Source organism: Marinobacter lipolyticus SM19 (assembly GCF_000397065.2).
Lineage (GTDB): Bacteria > Pseudomonadota > Gammaproteobacteria > Pseudomonadales > Oleiphilaceae > Marinobacter > Marinobacter lipolyticus.
In genome coordinates this window covers 579177-598755 of the sequence record NZ_KE007325.1, presented here as the reverse complement: position 1 = coordinate 598755, position 19579 = coordinate 579177, and the positions used below count along the sequence as shown (strand labels likewise).

The following is a 19579-nucleotide window of genomic DNA, read 5'->3' as shown; positions in this document are numbered from 1 at the left end:
CAGACAACTTCCGTGAAGCATCACTTCTCCCTTTGGTATAACGCCTGCAGCATGCGCGGCTTTGGAATGGAGGCGAAGCCGCAATGGAAAAGACGTCGCCGTGCCTGCAATGGTTAGGCATCGCCGTGTTCCCCGACTTCCCGTCTTAGCTTCAAGAGATTCAGCCTTGCTATTTCATCCTGCACGGGCTGGACTTCGGTGTGCCATTTCCTAAACCCGTACCAGACCATGAAGCCCCCGACTGTGATGATCACCCCGAGGCAAAACATGAAAGTCTTCTTGTTCAGCCCCGCAATTTCGAGCTTCTTTTCTAGAACAGTGAATCGAGCCTCATCTGCCACAGAACGCATCGGGTCAGCTTTCAACGTTTCATATTCGACGGCCACCTCGAAAGCCAAGTCGTTGGTTGACTGATTCACGTAAAGCATTGCACCGATTGAGAAAATAATAAGCAGAAGGCCAAACAAGGCATAAAACTTGTAGATATTATCCGTGGGCAGTGGAACACGATTTTCCATTCAGATTCCTAAGATTGAGTTCTTGCCTAACGCCCGGCTCACGCGCCGGTTTGGAGCCGCGAAGCGGCGGAAAATCGGTCGCCGTGCAGCCGATTGTTAAATCTTTATCAGCCAAGCGAGAGTCCTCTCACCTAGATGGAGGATTGCCATCCGCCACCCGTGCTTGAAGGAGGTGGTGGGGGAGGCACGATGGCTTGTAGGCATTTGTTACGAATATCGTTGCCGCTAGTATAGTAGAAATTGTTGTCACCTGAAGCTGCCCTCATAGCCGTTACCGCCTGGTCGATGGTGGCATTTTTGAAGAATATATGGTTATAGAAAGCTAGGTAGGCCACTGTTACATCAGACTGCAAGACCGCACCAGTATTCCCAATAAGAAAATTAAACGCGCTGTCATGAGCATGCGCCATGCTTGTCCCACCAATCCCATTGCAAGAAGCCATACAAACCAACGGGTCATATCCCTTGATGGTGTTGTGCGACCAAAGAATTCGCCTCAAGTCTAGCCAGTTAATGAACTCATTGCTTGTGAGCCCTATCCCCCCATTGTGTCCATGCATGCACAGATGGATGAATGGGTAGGCATTGGCTGAAGGGACGTTCTGAAACTGATTTATAGCCCCCTGTAGTTTCGCTTGAAACGCCTGCTCGAACATATCTCTGTTCGAAGCAAACGTATAAAACGTAGGAACCCGTATAGCATGCAATGTATCGCGAAGCGCCATACCGATACTATATCCATTAAAGATATCCTGGCTTGAAGGAGAGTCCACGATATATACAAAGGGAATGAAATTCTGTGCCGTGAATGTCATGTGAACACTCCTTCCGATTTAACGCTGAGCACAGCGGCGCCACGACAGTGGCGTCCGGCGGCCATAGGCCGCGAACTGATGCGACTTGTTATGGGCCAGGAGCACAACACCCTGACCCTTGTTGAATTGGCGGACACGGCACTGTTGCGTATGAACAAAAGACACAGCAGTCCCCATGCTTGGGCTTTAGTAAAACATGGCAAGACTCACACTCGTAGAAATACTGGCATGAGTCGGTAGGCATGGTTTCCGTTTTCTGATGACCACAGCTTGGACATTTGATCGTTGATTCCAAGACTATATCGACCATAGCTATGCCCTCCCGAAAAGTATGAATTTCAGCCCAATCCACACTGGACTATGCTCATCACAGAAACTGACCAGGCCTATAACGCCAGTGGTAATGGGCGCCAACGGAGCGCAGCGTAGTTGGCGTCCCGTTGACCACCTTGTTATATTATTTTTTCGATCGAGGATAGTACATGCTCTAAATTATTTTTAGCTTTTATTATGGTTCTTTGCTCCGATACGTTTATTTCACCATTCGAAACTGAACTGTCTATAGAGTCATTCATTGCTTTACACGCATGCTGGAATCCGACCCTATTCTTTTTAGATAGTTTTGAAAAGCAAGATTCGTAGAAGTCCCTATATTTTTCAACCTGCCTAAATTTGTAAACATCATTATCGAGGCTATTCAATATTTTGTGACACTTTGAGAAGCCTTCATACATTTTAGACCCATCTGATTCCTTCATCGCTATTAACAAGTAAAGTCTCGCTTGCTGAGTGTCTATGTTGCTTGTATGGTAGCCATCTTTTTTTCGGGCCAACGAATATGACTGATCAAAAAATTGCTGCGCCTTGCCATACTCTTTAAAAGTGATATTAGCCATTCCGTACTGCAGCCAGAAATGAGGGTCATTTTTTAACCATGGAACCGATATTTTCAAGTCTTCATAGTAACGCCTGAGGCTGTTTTTCTTACTTTCCCCTGGAATAATTCTTTCAACAAAAGAGAATCTTAAGGTTGACTTAAATATCGTCATCTGTTCGTAGTCGTTTCTGCTGTAGCCATCCAATTTTTTGGCGATTTTTTGTAATTGACTTATAACATAAGTGGGAGTGAAGTGATTTTTAATTAGAGAAAGGCAGAAAATGCTCGACTTTGCTTTTATTTCTAGACCGCTCGACTTGAACAAGCTCCTGAAGGCTTCATTTTGCTGCAAACCTGCACTATAAATTATATCATCGCCTGCTATATCAGAAATAAGACTGAAATTACATGGCATATCCAAAACTTCAATAAGTGCTATGGCAAAGATAGTATCTTTGACTCTAGAATCTGCTATCAAACTTTCCAAAACTAATGCTACGCGATCTCTTATTTGAGGAGAGTTAAATATAGAAAGCAGTGTTAAAGATATTTGCGCGGAGTTTTTGTCTTGAATAAAATCAATCTTTCTACCATTAGACATCCCTGCCTTTTCGCCCCACATGCCAAGATTGTCAACAATATCTACTAGTGCACTTGACTCTTCTATTGATAAAAGATCTATACATAATTCGTTGTATTCAAATTCTATATTTTTTAGATATTGACGAAGCCTTTCATGCTCAGCAGTTCTTGCCGTAGCAACCAACATGATATTAGAGGGCATCGATCCGCAATAGTGCTTAACCAAATCGAGATATCTTTCATATCCATCTATAAATATTACAGATTTTTTCCCACCTTTTGAGAGTAAATCAATATCGCCGACATAATCTCCTTCCCAATCAATTATATTGTAACAATCTATGGAATTTAGAGACAGATGCGTTTGCAATTCTCGTAGCAACATGCTTTTACCATTACCCATGTCGCCGTAGAAAACAATATTTTTATTATTGTCTATAAACTTCTTAGCCTCATCTAGTTGAGATCTAAGTATTAGGTAAGGTATTCTTTGCTCGCTAACAACCCCGTCATCCACCAGACTATCAGATATATCACCATACATGATCATTGTTTCAACATCAGCATCCCTAATTTCAGCACTTTCTTGGGACACTTCATATAGTTCGAGTGACTGAAGGATTTCACATGCATCCGAACCTATTAATTCAGATTCGTTATCTTTAATTAGGCTGGCGAACCCTTCCACACCTATAGGTAGAACATGGCCAAATCTTGAAAGCGTGAACTCTGATTTTGGACTAGGGTTTTCTCTGGTAATAAAATATGTTTTTTCTTTTAAAGATTGATTTTCAAATAATATTTTTTGAATCTCCACGTCATACATTGAATACCCAACAAATACGATGGCACTGGCTCTTTCTAAGTCTTTCTTGAAATAATAATGCCAGTCAGAGTTCAAAAAAGAGTCGGGTGAAATGTATGATGATGTTGACAGCTTAAAACTACTCTCTAAGGACTCTTCAGACAAGCTATCAATGGAACCATTGAGATGAATACATAATCCATTACGCTTATAATAAGTAGTTGCAGGAAAGCTTGAATCTATACATTCGACAACTTTTCCTGAATTCGCAGAAGCTATTTCAACTGCCTTGTCATAGTTAGTAGTGTAAAATCTCCTCCAATTAAGAGAGCAAATTTTATTCTGAATTTCTGAGGTGCCCTGAAGCGTATATTTTTGTTTAAGGAGTGATACTAGTTTCGCTTTATTAAATTTTGAAATATAATAATCCGTTGCAAAACGTAGATCTTCATCCTCATCAAACTCACCAAGCCGACAAATTTCTTTTGCCAACTCCTTGGCTACAGAAGGCTCTTCACCTGAAACATCTTTCGTCGCTATAGAAAATCCAGCACCTGTAAACAAAATCCCCTTTCCGGTGGATAGCCGTGCGAGAAATTCTTCGATATCTACGTTTGATTTTTTAAGCTTTGTTTTATCTATTTCTATTTCCATGAAAGTACCCATCTTCATTCTAATTAAATATCGATAATATAACGCTTAGGTAACCGGCGCCGGAGCGCAGCGGAGGGAACCAAAAGCGGCCACGCTTTCGGCGTCCGGTTGACCGCCTTGTTAAAGGTCTCGATGCCCAATCCATGCATAACTATCCCACCTTGGTCATCGGTTTATTGAGGACAAAAATCTTGGCTGAAACAACCGCCAATACGAAAACACCACTCAACAACCAGAGAGTATCAAGTAACACAGCTGGAACCGCTATCCCGAGACCTACGAGGTTAAGAACCACGAGCCCGGTCAGGGCCGATTTAATGTCAGGATAGGACTTTCCGCCGCACTGCGGACAAATTGCAGGTGTTGCCTTACCTGCCATGAGCTTCCTGCTCGCCCTAATGGTCTGTTTCTCACAGTGCGGGCACTCGTACATCTGATTTTACCTTTAACGCTGCAATAAACGGCGCCCGACTAGGGCGTCCGGTGGAGGCCAAAGGCCGGAACGAATTTGATTGCCTTGTTACAAAGCAAGAACACCCGTTTACCCCTAAAGCTCCGGTGAAAGTTGATGCTCGATTACCTCATAGTGCTGCACCGTCAGCTCAGGCTCAAGCTCATAAACCTCGTCTTCTGGGTACAAACGGGCCTGCGAAATATCGTCGCCAGCGAAGGCGTGGATTGATGCCAGCTTGTCCCAATATGTGATTAGGGTGAGTTCGACTTTGCCCGCGAGAGAACGACGGAAAATCTGTGCGCCTTGAAACCCGGGCGTTGCGGAAGAATCTTTGATGCCGGTTTCATAAAGGTAGCCCGTGAACCCTTCACTGTGGAATTCAGGCACCCGGCATTTCCATTCCCTGGCGATCATTACTGCGCACTCTCCCTTGCTGTGTAACGCCGGCAGCAGGCGCGGTTTAGTTGTTGTGACGAAGGAGCAACGACTAAACCGTCGCCCTGCCTGCACTTGTTATCTGCTAGTTGCAGGTAGTGTTGCAATAGACGTTACCCCACTTAGCTCGATTATTTTACCACTTGCGAGAGATTGTTATCTCTTACGGTTATAAACTGACATGAATTTTAATTAATCTGAAAACAAGTTATTGTTTATATGCGGATTTCTCACAAGGAAAAGCATTATAACGAGAAAAACTATCGAAATATTCCGCATCGTTCTATACATTGCATCTACTAAACCCTCTAGGTTTTTCTCATATTCTTCCACTGTATATATTTGATTTCCCTCGAATCGCAACGAAGCGATTATATTTTTTTTATCATTCACCCTTACCTCTAAAACATCTCCGTACTTCAGCCCTACAAAAATAAATCGAGTGTTTCCCAAGTTCACCAATTGATATCTATTTCCGTTGTTCACCACCCATTTTGCGCCTTGCGGTGCCCTCACTTTGGACTCGACCATTAAATCAAATTTTTCAGTATAGTTTGAGTTACTATCTGCATAAAATATCCATGCGAACCCCCCGGCCATCATTATTAAATACGCGATAAAAACCCATTTTTTCATTGAAAACTTAATCCAAATAAATACCCGTTACCAATATTGTGATAACGCCTAGCTCACCGGAAAAATTCGAGCTCAGCGAGTATTTTTTCCGGTGCAGCTACTTGTTAGAATTATTTGATCCAAATTGAAAGATCCATAGTTTCATCTGTTCTTCTTCTATAATTTGCGTGTGCTATTGCTATACCTACGCTAGTTAATTCAAATTGATTAAAAGAAGACTTATTCCATGTATCAAAGATTTTCTCCATCTCTGGAATGGCATCTATTAACATGGTTTTTATGTCATTTTGATTTTTTGTTGTTTTAGTAAAATACTGCTTGAGCTTAGTGACTAGTCCTTGGTCAAGCCCATTTTCGCGTGAAATGTGCTCAAGAACGCTTTCATCTAAGACGCCAATCTGCAGTTTACTAGAATCATGAAAGCATGGAATTATTAGCCCTGCTAGGTTATGACCTTCACCTATTTCAGCAATTAGCTCTTCATGGGTAAATCCACTTGAGAAAAAAGCTTTATACGTATCTCTCAGCAGTTGCTCCAACTGCCCGTAATTTCCAGCTCTTACATGACCACACCCCAAATACTCTAGGTGAGTATAGTCTGAGTGAGAATCGGATAAATTCTCTACAAATGGGACAATTCTTTTCTTGAAATGAGCAATGAGCTCGTCATAGTTTTTAACATCCATTCTTCGGGTGCTTACCAACAAAAAATTGAGTGTTAAAGTATCGAATTGTTCCGTTGTCAATTTTGGTGCAATACTAAGAGATTCATCAAGAACGATTTGAACCATGTTCCTCTTGGGTTCAGAAGCCCTATCCACCAAGATATCTACCAGGAGGTCGCCCAAGTCTTGATCACCACTGATTGCATATTGTTTTTGCACATTAAACAATGCATCTTGCATGGCCGGTTGTTCGAACTCACTTAAGGACTCCGGGTGTCTTTCATTAAGCTCTGAAATAACCTTCTCGGTCACCTCTTCAGCTCTTTCTTGGGCTATAATAGCCGCTTCTTGCTTTAGCTCAATAAAATTGGCTTTAAAAACATCATTAGCAATTTCCTTGGCGTCTGTATAGGAAATGCCTTGATTAACTATTACTTGTTGGCCTTGCAGGTTTGTGGAATTGTCACCCGCGTCTTGCTTTTGGCTAGATTTATTTGTCATTTTTCTGAGTAAATTCAACATTCCCACCTGCCTGAATATTCGTGGAGTTATTTCCTGAACGCTGTTTCTGACTAATTCCGTTAGCCCCCTTTCTTTTGAAAATAGCGATTACCCCACCAATGATAAATATCCCTATCCCACTGAACACCCAAGTGTGATTATTACTAAACCATTCGATAATAGTGTCCAAAATTTACTCCGATTGAATTCTAACATTTGTGTATGAGTCTTCATGATCACTTTTCCAGCGACTCATATCTCAATTCAACAATCCTCCAAAACTAGGCAGAAAATCCCGTCAGGTCAATAAGTTCTGACTATTTTCCTGACCGCCGCCCCAAACAAAAATGATCACAAAGACGACTATCCACTTTTTCAACCACCATTACAGGATTCTGATTTATAAAGGAATTTTACAGGTTTTTAAAAACTCACCCAGTTCATAGTCGAAATGATCATTTTTCCAGTTGTAACCCCTCGATACTACGCATAAGCTGTACAAACATACAGCATCAAAAGGATTTGTACTGATGGATGACATTCCAGTCCCACTGCCGGCTATCCCAACCCGGTTTATGGATCGATTCCGCGCATTTATTCGCGCCCGGCACCTGGCCTATCGCACCGAGAAAACCTACTGCAACTGGGTGCGTGAATTTATCCGGTTTCACGACAAGCGCCACCCGGAATCCATGGGAGCAGAAGAGGTCAATGCCTGGCTGAGCCATCTGGCGAATAACCGCAATGTGGCGGTGAACACGCAGAAAACAGCGCTGAATGCAGTGGTTTTCATGTATCACCAGTTTCTCGGCCGAGAGCTGGGCAACCTACAGTTCACCAACACCAATCGTGGACGCAAGTTACCGACGGTTTTTAGTCATGATGAAGCGATGTCCGTGTTGTCGAATATGCAGGGCACTAACCGGCTGGTAGCCAGCCTGATGTACGGCTCCGGTTTGCGGGTTATGGAGGCAGCGCGCTTGCGGGTGCAAGATGTGGATTTCTCCGAACCGTGTCTGTTTATACGGGAAACCAAGGGTGACAAATGGCGGCGCACCATCCTGCCAGCCTCGATTTGTGAGAGCCTGAAGAATCAAGTGGAATTCGCCCTCTCTCTCCATCGTCAGGATCTGGAAGATGGTTTTGGTGAGGTCTACATGCCTGGCGCGCTGGCCAAAAAGTACCCCAAGGCAGCGCGCAGCCCGGCGTGGCAATACGTTTTCCCGGCACTGCGCCTGTCGATTGATCCCCGCTCAGGAGTTCGACGGCGGCATCATGTAGGTGAACAGCAGATTCGTCGGTCAGTGAATGACGCGATCAGGGCAACTGGCATACGAAAGAAAGCCAGTTGCCACACTTTCCGCCACAGCTTCGCGACCAATCTGTTAAAGCGAGGCACGGACATTCGCAGCATTCAGGAATTGTTGGGCCACAATGACCTCACTACCACTCAGATATACACCCATGTGGTCGGTACCCACGAACGGGGTATCAGTAGCCCACTGGATGCCTGATTGTCCTTAATTCCGCTCCTGTTCTTTTAGTGCTGCCTTCAGCTCGAGGTTTTCCTGGGGCTGCCCCCAACCATTTCCATGCACCAGCTCCTCGATTGGCAGCCGTGACCTCCAGCCTTTGGCCTGCAGCTCCGGCTGCTCGAGGAATTCACTGACATAGCCCAGGCACAGGTAGGCTAGGGGGTAGACCTGTTCTGGCAGGTTGAGGGTTTTCGCTAGCTTCTGCTGATCCAGGATGCTGACCCAACCCACGCCAATTCCTTCGGCGCGGGCAGCCAGCCACAGATTCTGTACCGCCAGGCAGGTGCTGAACAGGTCGGTTTCGACGATGGAGTTGCGGCCCAGTACGTGGGTGCCACCGCGGCTGCGGTCGCAGGTGATGCAGAGGTTGATGGGGCTTTCAAGGATGCCCTGGAGTTTCAGGCTCTTGTAGCGGGTATTGCGCTCGCCGCTGTAGTTGTCGGCGGCCTTGCGGTTTTCTTCCTCAAAGATGTCGAGGACGGACTGGCGCACCTCGGTGCTGTCGATGACGATAAAGTCCCAGGGCTGCATAAAGCCCACAGAGGGGGCATGGTGCGCGGCGGTGAGCAGGCGGGCCAGGACGTCCGCCGGGATCGGGTCGGGCAGGAACTGGGAGCGGACGTCACGGCGTTCGTGGATGGCGCGGTAGAGGCCCTGGCGCTCTTCGTCGGTGAAGGGGCGGTTGTGGTCGGTCATTGATTGTGGGGTCCTGGTTGGGTGTCGGGTTACGCTGCGCTAACCCGACCTACGTTTGGTTCGGTCGTCTGCGTTGGTGGTTTGTTTTCCCAAGCCGAGCAGGTTGCGTAGCCAGTCTGTGTCGAGATGGTCTTCCACCAGATCTGCCATTCGGTCCAGCTGTTGTTGGCGGTGGTGCTGGTAATTCACCGCCTCGCCGGCCAGCTCCGTGTCGGTACCCAGGCCTGCCCAGTGCAGAATCGCGGTGCAGGCTTCCGGTTGATCGAAGATGCCGTGAACGTAGGTTCCCGCGACCAGACCATCCTCACTGATTGCACCGTCCGGGTTGCCGTCCAGTACAGCCATGGGCGATGCCAGAGCTGGACCGGTGGTGACGCCGTTGTGCATTTCATAGCCGGTGAAGCCCGTTTTATCCGGGCCGATCGTGAGTGTGCCAGTGACGTTCTTCAGTTGTTTACCGGCCACCATGCGTGTGGTCATGTTCAGCAGGCCCAGGCCTTCGGTGTTACCGGCCTCGCCCTCCAGTCCGTCCGGGTCTTGTACCTCGGTACCGAGCATCTGAAAACCACCGCAGATGGCGAAGACTTTGCCGCCGTATCTCAGGTGCTTACGGATCGCCTGGGGCCAGCCCTGCGCCTTCAGCCATTGCAGGTCGTGGCGGGTACTTTTGCTGCCGGGCAGCAGAATCAGGTCCGCCGGGGGAATGGGCTGGTCGGGGCCGATAAACTGGAGATTAACCCCGGGGTGCAGGCGCAGGGGGTCAAAGTCGTTGTGGTTGCTGATGCGGGGCAGCACCGGGACGATCACATTCAGCGCGCCGGCCTCGCTGGCACCGCTGGTGCCCACGCTGTCTTCGGCGTCGATCACCAGCCCGTGCAGGTAAGGCAGAACACCCGTCACGGGCTTTCCGGTACGTTCGGCCAGCCAATCCAGGCCCGGCTCCAGCAGGCCGATATCGCCGCGAAAACGGTTGATGATGAAGCCTTGGGTGCGTGCGCGTTCGCTGTCGGAGATAAGTTCCAGGGTGCCTACCAGTTGCGCGAACACACCGCCCTTATCGATATCACCCACCAGTAGCACCGGGCAGTCCGCCGCCTCGGCGAAGCCCATGTTGGCGATGTCATTGGTTCGCAGGTTGATCTCGGCAGGGCTGCCGGCGCCTTCGGCGATGATCACATCATAACGGGCGCTCAGGGCACGCCAGGCGTCCATGACCGAGGCCATGGCTTCCGCCTTGTAGGCGTGATAATCCAGTGCGTCCATGTTGCCATGGACCTTGCCCCGCAGGATCACCTGGGCACCGCAGTCACTCTGGGGTTTGAGCAGCACCGGGTTCATGTCGCTGTGGGGTTCCAGGCCGCAAGCCAGGGCCTGCAGGGCGGTGGAGCGGCCAATTTCACCACCATCCACGGTAACCGCACTGTTCAGGGCCATGTTCTGTGGCTTGAAGGGCGCCACGGAGACGCCCTGGCGCGCCAGCCACCGGCACAGGGCGGCCACCACCGTGGTCTTGCCGGCGTCTGAAGTGGTGCCCTGAATCATCAGTGTGGTCATGGGGTCCGGCCTGTTAAAGCTCTACGCCTTTCTGGGCTTTCACGCCCTGGTCCTTGAAGGCGTGCTTCACCACACCCATTTCCGTCACCGTGTCCGCCAGGTCCACCAGTTCCTTTGGTGCCGAGCGGCCGGTGACCACCACATGCTGCATCTCCGGCCGGGCCTGCAGATCATCCAGCACCCGGTCCAGGTCGATGTAGTCGTATTTCAGGGCGATGTTGAGTTCGTCCAGCAGGATCAGATCGTAGCCGTCATCCTTCAACATGGCGGCGGCGACGTCCCAGGCGGCGTTGGCGGCTTCCACATCCTGTTCCCGGTTCTTGGTGTCCCAGGTGTAGCCCTGCCCCATCACGTGGTAATCGACATTGGGCAGGTCCCGGAAGAAGGCTTCCTCACCGGTACTGAACGCGCCCTTGATGAACTGGACGATGCCCACTTTCATGCCATGGCCCAGGGCCCGGGCCACCATGCCAAAACCGGAGCTGCTCTTGCCTTTGCCGGGGCCGGTGAGCACCAGCAACACGCCCTGCTCTTTCTGGGCGTTGGCAATGCGTTCCTGCATGATTTTCTGTTTGGCTTCCATGCGGCGGGCATGGCGTTCGGGGTCTTTGGCGCGTTCACGCATGAGATTGCTCCTTCGCTGTCGATGCCGGGGTCAGAGATTCACCCCGAAAAATGGCCGCCACCAGTGTCGGTGCAGACGGAAAATAGCCATGGAAATAGCTGGCCACCAGACCGTTATGGCAAAACACCGGCTCGGCCTCAGTACCTGCCAGTTTGCGGGTCCGGGCCCATGGGGCCCAGTCGGTGTCCAAGCGGGAATGATGATAGGTGTGACCTCGCAGTTCGCCCTGCTCCGTTGCCAGGCTTTGCAGCCCCAGTGCCTGCAACTTGCCGGCCATTTGCACACGGCCGGGCATCAGGCCCAGCATGCGGTGGCTTTCGCCGTTCTTGTCCACCAGGGATTCGCAACAGGCCATCAGGCCACCGCACTCGGCCAGAATCGGCTTGCCGGCGGTATGATGCTGACGAATCGCCTCAAGCATCGGCTTGTTGGCGGCCAGCGCGGCACCATGCAACTCCGGGTAGCCGCCCGGCAGCCAGAGCGCGTCGGCGTCTGGAAGTGTCGAATCCGCCAGCGGCGAAAAGAACAACAGTTCCGCGCCCATGGCCCGCAACAGATCGAGGTTGGCACGGTAGATAAAGCTGAACGCTGCATCCCGGGCGATGGCGATGCGAGTGCCTTCCAGCAACCGGGGTGGGGGTTCCGGTGTTTCGGCGGTCAAGGTCACTTGTTGCGGCAAGCCGTCCAGACCGGCCTCGGCCAACACCTCTGCGGCCGCATCCAGACGCTGATCCAGATCTCCCAACTCTCCAGCCTGAACCAGCCCCAGGTGCCGGTCCGGAATGTTCATGGCCTCGTTGCGGGGAATGGCTCCCAGCAACTCGATACCTTCCGGCAGGCTTGCCCGCAACATATCCCCGTGGCGGGCGCTGCCGATGCGGTTGGCGATCACCTGATACACCGGCAATTCCGGATCAAAACTCGCCAGCCCTAGTGCCACTGCCCCAAACGTCTGGGCCATGCCCCGGGCGTCGATCACCGGCAGTGCGGGAATCCCCATCAACTTGGCCAGATCCGCGCTTGAGGGACCACCATCAAATAGCCCCATGGAACCTTCCACCAGAATCAGGTCGGCATCCTGCGCGGCTTCCGTCAGGTGCCAGCGACACTCGTCTTCTCCGGTCATCCACGGGTGCAGCTGATACACCGGCTGACCAGAGGCGACTTCCAGTACCATCGGGTCCAGGTAATCCGGCCCATGTTTGAACACCCGTACCTTGCGCCCGGCATTACGGTGCAGTCTGGCCAGGGCTGCGGTCACCATGGATTTACCCTGGCCGGAACCGGGAGCGGTAATCATTGCGGCTGCTACGGTTGCTTTCATATCGTCAGAAAATCCAAAGCTTACGATTTAACCGGTACAAACACCGGAGCCCCATCCGCTTCCACGGTGATCAGTTTCTGGTCATACAGGCGTTCCAGAGCTTGGGGCACCAGCATCTGCTCCGCAGGCCCCCAGCAGGCGTCACCGTTGGGATACAGCAGTAACAGATGGTCACACCAGCGGGCGGCCAGGTTCAGGTCGTGCAGGCACATGAACACTGAGCGACCGGCGCGGGCCTGGTCGGTCAATAACTGCAGTACCGACACCTGATGGTGCATGTCCAGATGGTTGGTGGGCTCATCCAGCAGCCAGGTGTCCGGCGCCTGGGTCAGCACCGTGGCGATGGCCACGCGCTGGCGCTCGCCACCGGAGAGGGTATTCACCAGGCGGTCACTCAAATGGCCCACATCCAGTTGATCGAGAGCCCGCCGTGCAAAGCGCTCATCGTCCCCGGATTCCATCTGCCATGGCGACAGCCAGGGGTGGCGGCCAATCAGCGCGGTTTCCAGTACCGTCGCCGGAAAACCGTCCTGCCGTTCCTGGAACACCAGCCCCAGTTGCTGCGAAATCTGCCGGCGCCGGAGTTCCGTCAGTGAGTGCTCACATAAATGAACTGCCCCATGGCGTGGCGCCCGCAAGCCAGCCAGGGTATGCAGCAGTGTGGTCTTGCCGGCGCCGTTCGGACCCAGCACGCCCCACATCTGCCCCGGCTCCACTGTGAAATCCAGGGGCTGGCCGTCGCCGCGACCGGGAATATCGATCACCAGTGCTTTTGCCCGTAACGGATTCATCAGCGGCTCCGATACAGCAGGTAAAGGAATGTAGGTACGCCCAGCAGCGCGGTAATCACCCCCACCGGCAGCTGTTCCGGCGCAATCACCACCCGCGCCAGGGTATCCGCCAGCACCAGCAGGGTGCCACCGGCCAGGGCACAGGCGGGCAGGATCAGGCGCTGGTCGTTACCCAGCACCAGGCGCAGCATGTGCGGCACCACCAGCCCCACAAAACCGATACTGCCAGCCATGGTGACCGCGGTCGCGGTGAGCAGGCTGGCAAGGATGTAGATCGTCCACTCCAGCGGTCGCACAGCCACCCCCAAAGCGGCTGCCTGCATGGGTCCCCGTGCCAGCACGTTCAGGCTGCGGCCCAGCGGCACAACCAGAAGGCATACCAATAACAGGAAGCCCAGAGCCGGCCAGGGCGAACGGGCGTAGGACACGTCCCCCATCAGCCAGTACAGCATGCCGGGCAGGCGCTGGGCGGGGCTGATGGCCAGCATCAAGGTAATCACCGCGCCCCAGCCGGCGGCCACCACCACACCAGTTAATAGCAAACGGGACGGTGTCCAGCTACCGGTACCGTGGGCCAGGCCGAACACCATCAGGGTGGCCAGCAGGGCACCCGCAAAGGCCGAACCGGAGATGATCAAACCGCCCAGCCCGGCCAGCATGGCCAGCAGCGCACCCACGGCAGCGCCACCTGAAAGACCCAGTACATAGGGGTCTGCCAGCGGATTGCGCAATAACACCTGCATCAGGGCTCCGGCCACCGCCAGCAGCCCGCCGGTGGCAAATGCCGATAAGGTTCGCGGCAATCGCAACTCCAGCACCAGGGTTTGTTGCAGGTTACTGCCCTCCCCCAGAAGCACCGCCAGCACCTGCCCCGGCGCCACGCTGACACTACCCGTGCCCACAGACAGCACCATCGCCGCCAGACTGACCAGCGCCAAAATCAGCAGAGGCTTGAGCAGTGGCCGGCTCACGGGTGCAGTCTCCGGTCAGCGTTTGGCACGGGCATTATCCAGTTTCCGGCAGAAGAGTTGTGAGCCTTCCAGCATGCGGGGCGTCGGGCGCTGCACCAGGGACGGCGGAATGAAATAAAGATTGTCTTTGGCGGTGGCTTCGATGCCGGGAAACGCCTCCCAGCGGGTCAGCCAGTGCCGATTCTCTTCGCCCATGCCGCCAGCGAGGATGGCTTCCGGGTTGGCACCGATCACGGCTTCGGGGCTGATGCGTGGCACCAGTCGGTCCAGGTCGCCGAAGACATTAACGCCGCCACACAGGGTAATGACCTTGCCGATCAGGTGTTCATCGTTCACGGTCATGAGTGGTTCGTCCCACACCTGATAGAACACCGGCACAGGATCCGCATCGCGGTATTTGATTTCCAGTCTGGCGATGCCCTGGCGGAAACGTTCGGCCTCGGCAAAGCCTTCTTCTTCGGTACCAGCCAGGGTGGCCAGCCGTTCAATGGTGTGGGACACCGCCTCAAACGTACGGGGTTCGATGGAGAACACCGGTAACCCCAGGTCTGCCAATGCTTCAAGCTGTTCCGGCGGATTGCCGGTAACCCAGCCGATCACCAGGTCCGGCTGCAGTTCCATCAGCCGCTCCAGATCCATACGGGTATGGCTGCCCACGGAGGGCACCTTTGTTGCGGCTTCCGGGTAGTCACTGAAGGACACCACCGCGACCACGTTTTCTCCGGCTCCCGCCGCCCAGACCAGCTCGGTGGCACCGGGAGATAACGCCGCTATACGCTTGGCCGGCTGCTCAAGGCAGACCTCCTTGCCGGTGTCATCAACAGCACACACCTCGGCGGCAAGAACAGGCGCCTGCCACATGGCAAGCACGGCTGCGCCGATAACGATCAATCGTCTGGAAACATTCAGCATGAGGCTGTCCGGCTAAAAAGGTTCTGGCAATCATCGTTGGCAGCAGACCCCAGGGGGTAGGCGGCCGAGCCTCCCTTGCGAGCCGATTCAAAGGCTTCCCGCTGTTGCGGCTCAAGCTGGTCCGCCACCCAGTCCATCAGCGGATGATCCGGACGGGTATGACCACTGCCAGGCAGGCCATGGTCGATGATGTTACCAGCGAAGTCACGGGCCAGGGCACGACGGGTGAATACATCCGCTTCCCAGAATCCCCGCTTGGCCGCCAGCAACGCAATGGCCTGCATATGGGTCTTGACGTGGACATTGTGCCCCTCCGCGAGGAACTCATCCAGCCCCAGGCCATGGCGATCCTGGAAGTATACTTCGTTGATCTCGTCCCACATGCTGGAGCGCAGTACCTGTGGACTGGTGATCTGCCAGCCCCAGAGGTTGTCGAGAAAATCGCTGCCCATGGTGCGGGCGCCGGCATAACCATGCTCCATCAGCGGCGCCAGCCATTGCGGGTTGAGGTTGCGGGCACGCAGTTCCACCTGTAGCGCTCGCTGAAGCGAGTCGACCCGCGGGTTCTTCGGATCCGCGTACTGCAATACCCGGTTCTGCGGGGGCTCGCCACGCAGGTGTTCCACCGCGTTGGACAGACCGCCCTGGAAGTCGAATCCGTCGTCGTTATCCAGCAGACCGTAAAGATGGCTGGCCCGGCCCAGGTAGGTATGATTCACCGTATGTAACTGGCGATCCAAGGCCTGGTGAGCGGGCTCGCCCTGGCTGCCCTTGCCATAGACGTGTCCCATGCGGCGGCGGTAGGCATCGCCCAGTTGCGACCGGTCCTGCCAGGCACCTGTGCGGGTGGCCAGGCGATTGACGCCGGCGCCGTAGGCTCCCGGTGCGGTACCGAAGACCCGATGGGCGGCCCGGGAACCGGCATCCCGCGCGGAGGCCCCCGCGGCCATCAGCACCCGAGTGTCCGCGACCCAGCGGGCCGCCACTCCGTTGGTCGACAGGGATTCATCGCCCCGTTCACTCATGTCCGCAGGCAACACTGATAACGCCTGTTCCAGCGCTTCGGCCATCTCGGGGTGTTCCGCTTCGATGGTGTTCGCCGCGCCAGCCAGGGCGAAGCGTGAGGCCAGGTCCAGCCATTCCAGCTGGCTTTCGTAGAGATCCCTGAACAGTCCGGAGGTGGTGAAGACCACATTGCGCCGAACCGACGTGTCGGTCTCTGGCCCGGCAGGCAATCGCTCCAGCCCTTTCACGATTCCCCGGCTGTTCCACACCGGCCGGATGCCCAGCAGTTTCATGCCGAAAGCAATCATTACCCCCTCGTCCCGCACGGTATCGGAGGCCCAGAGCACCAGGGCGTCACTCTCGCCCGGCTGTTTGCTCTTGTCGGCCATGGCTTCTTCCGCCAGCTCGGTGGCCAGGGACCAGGCCACGCGGGTTGGGATCAGGTCATCGGACAGGGCGTGGAAGTTGCGGCCCGTGGGCAACACCTCCGGCGTTCGCAGCGGGTCGTTGCCCTGGCCCGGTGGCACAAAGCGGCCATCCAGCGCGGCAAGAAAACTTCGGCGTTCCGCAGCCGGTGAAGCCACCAGATTCTTTCGCCATTCCGCCTTGGGCGTGCCAGCCCCACCCGCCATGGACTCCAGCATGGTATCGATCATATCCGCACTCCAGTCACGGCCAAACACGTGCAGGCCCAGGGGCATGAAGTGCTCCTGCATATCGGTGACGTAGTGGCCCGCTTCGTGGACCAAGAGTTCGGGGGACAGCTCATCCACCGAGACATCCTCGACCGCCAGCCCCATTTCACTGGCGATTTCCCGCTCCAGGTCTTCGCCGATGTCCAGTATCCGGATTTTCTCCCGCAGCATATCCAGCGCCCGCTCCCGGGTGGGGCTGTCGGGCTCGTTGGCGGACTCCCAGGTTTCCACCAACTGACGCAATTCCAGCAGGTCGTCATAGAGTTCCGTGGCCGCCAGCGGCGGGGTCAGGTGGCTGATCATTACCCCCAGGGCCCGGCGCTTGGCCTGAATGCCCTCGCCCACGCCGTCAACGATGTAGGGATAGATCAGCGGCAGGTCGCCACCCAGCAGGTCCGGGTAATCATCCCCGGTCAGCCCGGCGCGGCGGCGGGGCAGGAATTCCCGGGTGGAGTGGCGCCCAACGTACACCAGGGCGTCCGCCTGATAGTGATCCCGCAGCCAGTGGTAGAAGCCCACGTACTGATGGGTGGGTGGGAAGGTGGTGTTGGCGTGCAGCAGTTCCTCGTCCACTTCCCACCCGCGAGGGGGTTGCGGGCCGATAAAGATGTTGCCGAATCGCAGGCCGGGGAAGATCAGCCGGTCGTCCACCACCATGGATTTCCCGGGCGCCTCGCCCCAGCCCCTGAGGCCGGGGATACCGGTGTCTGCCAGGGCATTTCGGGCGGCTGCCAGTTCACCCTTGTGACCACCTTCGTTCAAGCGGCGCTGCCAGAGGGCTTCGTATTCATCCAAACGGGCCAGGGCGTTCTTGCGGTTGGGGTGCTGGACATGTTCGATCAGATGACGCAGATCGCGGATGCCCCGGTTCAACAGCCCGGTTGCCAGTTCCTTCTCACCCAGGCCGTGGGCCTGTTTCAGCCGCTCATGCAGATAGCCCAGGGGGCCGTGGGCCATTTCCTGGCGGACCACTGCCGGCAACGTTTCCAGATAGCGCCGGTAGGTGTCGCTGTCCATGGACGCCACCTGGCCCGCCATTTCCCGCAGCGCCCGGGGATCATCCGGCAGGCTCACGCCGCGCTGCTGGATCAGGTCCGTGAGGGCTTCCGGGCTGTCCGGCAGCGGGCCGGTGGCGTAGCCCTCTGCCTTGAGCCAGGTCAGCATTTCGTAGAGGGAGGCGGGCACATCCAGGTTGTCCGCACCAATGTTCTGGCGCCCCGGCGGGTGGTTGTAGTAGATGATCGCCACGCGCTTGTCGGCGTTGTCCTTGGCTTGCAGAACCTGCCAGCGTTTCAGGCGGTCAGCCACGGCCGCCACCCGGTCCGCCACTGGTTGTGTCAGGGTCAGGGCCACGCCGGTAAGTTCGTCGATCACTTCCGGTTCGGCCGTGGCCAGCACCATGGGCTGAGTGATCCCTTGGAGTTCCGGCATCGCCAGCTTGTAGTGCACCTTGTCCGCCGGAATACCGTCCACCGACAGTTGCCACTGGTTAACAGTGCGGGAGGCCAGTCGCAGCCCCTTGATCACCGGAACATCCAGTTGGGTCAGCGCCTCGGTCACCTGGCGCCGCCCCTCACCGCCGCCAATGGTGAAGTCCTGCAGGCTGATGATGCCGGCCAGGGTGGCCGGGCCAACGGCACTATCCAGGGTGCGAACCGCTTCCAGGCTGGCGCCACCCCAGCGGGACAGGATGGCAAAGCACTGGATATCCCGGGCTTCCAGGGCAGCACAGGTGGCATCCAGCAGGGCACGGTCGCCCGGGCGGTCGCCGCTGTCCAGATCCAGCAGGGTAACCACGGGGCCGGGTTGCAGCGCCAGGTCCCCGGCATCCTCGACCGCCTCCCCGTTACGGTAGTAGCGAATCAGGGCCCGGGGTGGCAATTCGGGCACGGTCAGGTCATGGCCCGCCTGCACCAGCAGCCAGCGCAGCAGGCCATCCAGGTGTTGTGGGGTTCGTCCCTGATACAGGGCCCGCCCTTCCAGCCAGGGAACCTGTTGTGGGAACTGTTGGCGCAAGGTTGCCTGGTGGGCCTTCAGGTCTGTTCCGGGGTCCGGGGCTTTCATCAGATCGTTGAGGCCAGAAGCCTCCAGCCCGTCCAGTAAGCCCAGGCCTTCCAGCCGTGACAACCGGGTAAGCGCACGGTCGCCGTTGACCGCCAGTATCGGAAACGAACGGTCTGCCGCCTGATCCCGCACTGCCTGTTCGAGCCGCCCCACCTGATCGCCGAAGACCGCCGCCAGTAGCAAGGCATCAGCGCGGCCAACCAGTTCATCCAGTGCCAGATTATCCAGCGAGGCGACCTGTGCCGGAGTCCTCAGGACTACCCTGTGCTCCGGATTGGCAGCCAGGAACCGTTCCGCTCCTGCGGCCATTTCCGCTGCTGATCGTTCCGACACCACGCCGACGATCGTGGCACTGAAAACCGGGTAAGAGAGCAGCATTGCCAGGGCCAGGAGAAAAGCCACTACCGGGCGCCTGATGCTTCTGTCTGGACGTGTGTGGTTCATGCCAGTGCCTCTCCGTGGCCT

Annotated in this window: 17 protein-coding genes; 1 reads left to right on the top strand and 16 read right to left on the bottom strand. The window is 54.9% G+C overall.

Annotated elements, in window-relative coordinates; genetic code table 11:
• Window positions 1–113 precede the first annotated feature (113 nt).
• The 8 genes from MARLIPOL_RS12105 to MARLIPOL_RS18420 form a co-directional block, all read right to left on the bottom strand.
• Entirely contained in the window at window positions 114–518 is a 405-nt protein-coding gene (locus MARLIPOL_RS12105; RefSeq protein WP_012138426.1) for a hypothetical protein, read from the bottom strand.
• A 131-nt stretch (window positions 519–649) separates the two neighbouring features.
• Window positions 650–1333 (bottom strand): hypothetical protein, encoded by a 684-nt coding sequence (locus tag MARLIPOL_RS12100; RefSeq protein ID WP_012138425.1) that lies wholly within the window; start codon window positions 1331–1333, stop codon window positions 650–652.
• Window positions 1334–1421: 88 nt separating this feature from the next.
• Complete coding sequence (locus tag MARLIPOL_RS18820) at window positions 1422–1643, bottom strand: GDCCVxC domain-containing (seleno)protein (protein ID WP_012138424.1); 222 nt, start codon at window positions 1641–1643, stop codon at window positions 1422–1424.
• Window positions 1644–1785: 142 nt separating this feature from the next.
• On the bottom strand, window positions 1786–4251 hold the full coding sequence (locus MARLIPOL_RS12095; RefSeq protein WP_036191553.1) for an SIR2 family protein: 2466 nt from the start codon (window positions 4249–4251) through the stop codon (window positions 1786–1788).
• 547 nt (window positions 4252–4798) lie between these two features.
• Window positions 4799–5119, bottom strand: coding sequence for an antibiotic biosynthesis monooxygenase family protein (locus tag MARLIPOL_RS12085; RefSeq protein ID WP_012138420.1), 321 nt, complete (start codon window positions 5117–5119; stop codon window positions 4799–4801).
• Window positions 5120–5332: 213 nt separating this feature from the next.
• Window positions 5333–5776, bottom strand: coding sequence for a sulfurtransferase TusA family protein (locus MARLIPOL_RS12080; protein WP_012138419.1), 444 nt, complete (start codon window positions 5774–5776; stop codon window positions 5333–5335).
• Window positions 5777–5886: 110 nt separating this feature from the next.
• Window positions 5887–6963 (bottom strand): LPO_1073/Vpar_1526 family protein, encoded by a 1077-nt coding sequence (locus tag MARLIPOL_RS12075; protein WP_012138418.1) that lies wholly within the window; start codon window positions 6961–6963, stop codon window positions 5887–5889.
• Entirely contained in the window at window positions 6932–7132 is a 201-nt protein-coding gene (locus tag MARLIPOL_RS18420) for a hypothetical protein (protein WP_222102464.1), read from the bottom strand. Before MARLIPOL_RS18420 ends, MARLIPOL_RS12075 begins: the two co-directional genes overlap by 32 nt.
• Window positions 7133–7472: 340 nt before the next feature.
• On the opposite strand from MARLIPOL_RS18420, the gene MARLIPOL_RS12070 reads away from it, so the two are divergent.
• Window positions 7473–8456, top strand: coding sequence for an integron integrase (locus MARLIPOL_RS12070; protein ID WP_012138417.1), 984 nt, complete (start codon window positions 7473–7475; stop codon window positions 8454–8456).
• Window positions 8457–8462: 6 nt separating this feature from the next.
• Here the strand turns inward: MARLIPOL_RS12070 and bluB are convergent, their stop codons facing one another.
• The 8 genes from bluB to MARLIPOL_RS12030 all read right to left on the bottom strand — a co-directional run bounded on the left by bluB (window position 8463) and on the right by MARLIPOL_RS12030 (window position 19558).
• Window positions 8463–9173 carry a 5,6-dimethylbenzimidazole synthase gene (gene bluB, locus MARLIPOL_RS12065; RefSeq protein ID WP_012138416.1) on the bottom strand — a complete coding sequence of 237 codons (711 nt, stop codon included), beginning with the start codon at window positions 9171–9173 and terminating at the stop codon, window positions 8463–8465.
• Window positions 9174–9212: 39 nt separating this feature from the next.
• Entirely contained in the window at window positions 9213–10727 is a 1515-nt protein-coding gene (locus MARLIPOL_RS12060; protein ID WP_012138415.1) for a cobyric acid synthase, read from the bottom strand.
• A 13-nt stretch (window positions 10728–10740) separates the two neighbouring features.
• The gene (cobO, locus tag MARLIPOL_RS12055; protein ID WP_012138414.1) at window positions 10741–11352 is read right to left on the bottom strand and encodes a cob(I)yrinic acid a,c-diamide adenosyltransferase; all 612 of its coding nucleotides are present in this window, start codon (window positions 11350–11352) and stop codon (window positions 10741–10743) included.
• On the bottom strand, window positions 11345–12676 hold the full coding sequence (locus MARLIPOL_RS12050; protein WP_012138413.1) for a cobyrinate a,c-diamide synthase: 1332 nt from the start codon (window positions 12674–12676) through the stop codon (window positions 11345–11347). Before MARLIPOL_RS12050 ends, cobO begins: the two co-directional genes overlap by 8 nt.
• Before the next feature lie 20 nt (window positions 12677–12696).
• On the bottom strand, window positions 12697–13467 hold the full coding sequence (locus MARLIPOL_RS12045; protein ID WP_012138412.1) for an ABC transporter ATP-binding protein: 771 nt from the start codon (window positions 13465–13467) through the stop codon (window positions 12697–12699).
• Window positions 13467–14381: a FecCD family ABC transporter permease gene (locus MARLIPOL_RS12040; RefSeq protein WP_323807375.1), complete on the bottom strand. Its 915-nt coding sequence runs from the start codon at window positions 14379–14381 to the stop codon at window positions 13467–13469. Before MARLIPOL_RS12040 ends, MARLIPOL_RS12045 begins: the two co-directional genes overlap by 1 nt.
• Before the next feature lie 72 nt (window positions 14382–14453).
• Window positions 14454–15350: a cobalamin-binding protein gene (locus MARLIPOL_RS12035; protein ID WP_012138410.1), complete on the bottom strand. Its 897-nt coding sequence runs from the start codon at window positions 15348–15350 to the stop codon at window positions 14454–14456.
• On the bottom strand, window positions 15344–19558 hold the full coding sequence (locus MARLIPOL_RS12030) for a cobaltochelatase subunit CobN (RefSeq protein ID WP_012138409.1): 4215 nt from the start codon (window positions 19556–19558) through the stop codon (window positions 15344–15346). Before MARLIPOL_RS12030 ends, MARLIPOL_RS12035 begins: the two co-directional genes overlap by 7 nt.
• Between the last annotated feature and the right edge of the window lie 21 nt (window positions 19559–19579).